Below are 3,967 nucleotides of genomic sequence, written 5' to 3'. Positions count from 1 at the left end.
CCCTCTTCAAGAAGCAAGATCCTCGCCTTTGATAGGCTTGTATTGTATTTTTGATTGACGTTTTCTTTATTTGGGGAATTTACTAAAAACGTTAATAGACAGCTTTTACATTTGCCAGAATGCTTACCCATTACAACTCATATTTCGACTTTATCTTCATCATTTTTCTAACAATGGAAAGAGATTCTTGTTCTTTAAGTAGAGTTCTTTGTATAATTTTGCCAGCTGCTTGTATTTTGAATGCCTTTCCATATCAGGTACAAATACACGTTGAATTTTCACCACTTCTTTGTTTATGCTCTGTATATCTTTCTTTTCAAAAGCAGATATGGAAAAACACCGCACCCATCAGCAACTTTTCCTGCGATGTTCATAATTCCGTTCCGTTGGTTAGACCCTTTATATTATGTCTTAAACTTCCTGCACGGATTTTTGATCAGTGTCAAGCATCTTCATTACTTCTCTTCGTGCTATATATTATCATCACAGCAAGTGTTACTAAAAAAGGTACCGTTAGCAGCAATTTTGGGGATATATCCGTGCTTGCCTGGAGTGTATTTGAAAGCGCTGATGCAATTCCAAAAACTATTGAAGCTCCAAGAACTCCTATCGGGTTACCGCGCCCCAAAACAACGGCAACTAGAGCTATCCAGCCTCTCCCATTCGTCATTCCACCCACAAAGGTTTGAAGTGGAAGCGAAAGAGATGCTCCACCAAGACCAGCAAAAAGACCGCTTACGACAAAAGCGATCATTCTATGCTTATATACGGAGATCCCAACGCTAACAGCTGTTTGGCTGTCCTTTCCGACAGCTCTTAAATGGTAACCATATGGCGTTTTGAATATGATATAAAAACAAACAAATACGAGGACAATTGCAAGATAATCCAGTATATTATATCCACTGATAATCTTTCCAAGAATGGGAATATTATGTATCACTGGAATCTCAATCATATCCAGCTTTGGAGCCTTTGGAAAGAAAACAGTTCCTTTTGAATTGCATAAAGTATATAAAAGGAACACAGTCAATCCACTTGCAAAAAGGTTGGTCGCAAGTCCAACAATGAAAACGTTGGCTTTCAAATTCAGAGAAAGATACGCCATTATCAAAGCGAGAATGATTGAAAGACCTAGCCCAGCCGCGATTCCGATTAACAAGTTATGAGAAATGTTAGCTACATACACCGAAAGAAAGGCAGAAGAGAGCATCATGCCCTCAAGGCCTATGTTTAGCATCCCCGAAAGCTCGGTAAAAAGCCCGCCAAGGGCCGCAAGCAATATTGGAGTCATCATTGTTATTGTTGTGTGCATGAAGTCATCCATTGCTTACGGCCTCCTTCCTGGCCTTGATAAAAGAGAGCAGCCCTTCTGCTGTAATTAAATAGAACACGGCCGCCTGTATTATCCTCGCTATTTCGGGAGTGATATCTGAGAATAATGAAGCAACGTTTGCGCCACTTTCGAGGTAAGCAAAAAATATCGCAGCAGGTATCACCAGCAAGGGGTGATTTCGCGCGATAAGAGCTACCGCAATTCCATTCCAGCCATAGCCTGCGGAATATCCTCGAATCATTCTGCCATGTATTCCGTAAATGTCTATTATTCCCGCAAGTCCAGCAAATCCACCGCTCATAAGCATGGCAACAACTGTAACCCTGCTTACAGGTATCCCGGCGTATTTAGAAAAGATTTTATTCCTTCCCGTTAGGGTTATTTCAAATCCAACGATGCTTTTTTTCATTACAAAATAGACGATAATAATGATTCCAATCGCTATGAATATACCTGTATGAAGATCTGAGGGCGGCAGTATTTTGCTAAACATAAACGTTGAATCGAAATAAGGTGATGCTGCCAAACCAGCTAATGGATCTTTGAACGGCCCTTCAAGGAAAAAATCGCCCATATACATTAACGCATAGCTGATAAGAAGTGATGAAATTAACTCATTCACATTTCTTCTTACCTTCAAATATCCTGAAAAAGCTGCGATAACTCCACCCGTGAAAAAGGAAATCACAAGAACGAGCGGTATTAATATAAAGGGGGACAGCCCTTGAAATTTCCATGTTATATAGGTTCCAACGAGAGCACTTATGTAAAGTTGCCCCTCAAGTCCCAGATTGAAAGCTGAAGCCGAAAAAGCAATACTTGCTGCCAATCCTGTTAGCATCAGCGGAATAGAAGCAGCCAGCATGTTTCCAAAGAAATAAACATTACTGAAAGGACCAATAAAGAAAGATTTTATTGCATTAGCGGGTTCGCTGCTTGTAAAAGCTATCACAATGATTCCTATTCCTAAAGCGACCATTATCGTGATGAAGGTTCTGAGCAAGCTCGCATTCTTCATACGTTACCACACCTCTGACCTTTCCTTTGAATGCAATCCCATCATGTATTCCCCAATCAACGATTTCGTCAATTCTTTCGAATTTTCCAGTGAAGCCACTAATTCCCCTTTGTACATAACGAGTATTCGATCTGCAAGGTATAGCACCTCATCCAAATTACTGGAGACAAGCAAGATGGCCTTGCCATCAGCGCGCATTTCACAAAGAGAGTCGTAAACGAATTTTGTGGATCTCACATCCAACCCCCACGTTGGTTCGCAGACTATTAGAACTTCAGGATCAGAAGAAAATTCCCTTGCAATGATCACCTTTTGAATGTTTCCACCTGAAAGCATGCCGACCTTAACAGAAGGCGATGAAGCTTTTATTTCGTATTTTTTTATCAGTTTATTTGCAAAGGTGTATGATTTTCTTCTGTCTATCCAACCATTTTGGGAGAACTCTCTTTTGTAGTACTTTGTCGCCATGATGTTTTCGAGAATACTTGATTCACACGAAGCACCCTCGTTCATTCTATCTTCCGGGATATATACCAGTCCTGCGTCTCTGATCTCTCTTACTTTAAGATTAGTGATTTCTCTATCCTTGAGCATTATCTTTCCGGAAGATACCTTTTTCAAACCGGCAAGAGCTTCAACCAGCTGCAGCTGCCCGTTGCCTGCTATTCCAGCTATCCCCAGTATTTCTCCTTTTGCGATTTCAAAGCTTACTCCCTTCACTTCATCCACTAAATCATCTCTTCCTTTGATGCACAAATCCTCGACCTTGAAAACAGCTTCTTTTTTTATCCCCTTGCTGGCTCTTTTTTCAAAATCGATATCTTCACCAACCATGAGATAGGATATTTTTTCCCTGTCGAAATTATTGATATCCCCACTTGCAATGTTTTTCCCGCGCCTTAGAATAGTGATTTCATCTGATATTTTGAATACTTCATCGAGCTTGTGAGTGATGAAGATTATGGTCTTGCCATGCTTTTTAAGCGTTCTCATTATTTTAAATAACTCCTCTATCTCCTGTTCGGTTAACACCGTTGTAGGTTCATCGAATATAATCAAATCCACTCCACGATAAAGCGTTCTTAATATTTCCACTTTTTGCCTTTGACCGGCAGAAAGATTCGCAGATATCAATTCAGGATCAAGTTCCAGTCTGCTTTCATGGGAAAGCCTTGCAACGTCCTCAATTATCTTCTTCCTATTGATGAAACCAAATCTCCCAGATCTTTCTTTACCAAGAACAACGTTTTCTGCAACAGTAAAATCCTCAATTAGTCTGAAATGCTGCTGCACCATACCAATACCGGCCTTGAAAGCTTCTTTTGCGCTTTTGGGTTCCAGCTCTTTCCCGTTAAGAAAAATATGTCCTTTGTTTTTCTTTTCGATTCCACAAAGGATTTTCATCATCGTTGTTTTACCGGCACCATTTTCACCTACGAGTGCATGAACTGTACCTTTCCTAACGAAGAGGCTAGCATTGTACAGCGCGACAACGCCGTTATCTTCATATGTTTTGCAAATATTCCTCATCTCAAGCATGCATTTATTCATGATATTTTCCTCCGGAGATTTTCAACGTTCATAAAACGCATTTCATGCTTATTCGGACTGTC

At 40.3% G+C, this 3,967-nt stretch carries 4 protein-coding genes; all 4 read right to left on the bottom strand.

Annotated elements, in window-relative coordinates; all coding sequences use genetic code 11:
* Positions 1–159 precede the first annotated feature (159 nt).
* The 4 genes from AC3LHT_RS09395 to AC3LHT_RS09380 all read right to left on the bottom strand — a co-directional run bounded on the left by AC3LHT_RS09395 (position 160) and on the right by AC3LHT_RS09380 (position 3,905).
* A complete protein-coding gene (locus AC3LHT_RS09395) occupies positions 160–345 on the bottom strand; it encodes a hypothetical protein (protein ID WP_488662707.1) in 186 nt (61 codons plus the stop codon).
* 97 nt (positions 346–442) lie between these two features.
* On the bottom strand, positions 443–1,327 hold the full coding sequence (locus AC3LHT_RS09390) for an ABC transporter permease (RefSeq protein ID WP_488662706.1): 885 nt from the start codon (positions 1,325–1,327) through the stop codon (positions 443–445).
* Positions 1,320–2,354, bottom strand: a complete 1,035-nt coding sequence (locus AC3LHT_RS09385) for an ABC transporter permease (protein ID WP_488662705.1) — start codon at positions 2,352–2,354, stop codon at positions 1,320–1,322. The genes AC3LHT_RS09390 and AC3LHT_RS09385 overlap by 8 nt, the downstream gene beginning before the upstream one ends.
* A 3-nt stretch (positions 2,355–2,357) precedes the next feature.
* Entirely contained in the window at positions 2,358–3,905 is a 1,548-nt protein-coding gene (locus AC3LHT_RS09380) for an ABC transporter ATP-binding protein (RefSeq protein ID WP_488662704.1), read from the bottom strand.
* Between the last annotated feature and the right edge of the window lie 62 nt (positions 3,906–3,967).

Source organism: Kosmotoga sp. (assembly GCF_982836095.1).
The sequence above is the reverse complement of the archived record's forward strand: the minus strand, read 5'-3'. Positions and strand labels throughout refer to the sequence as shown.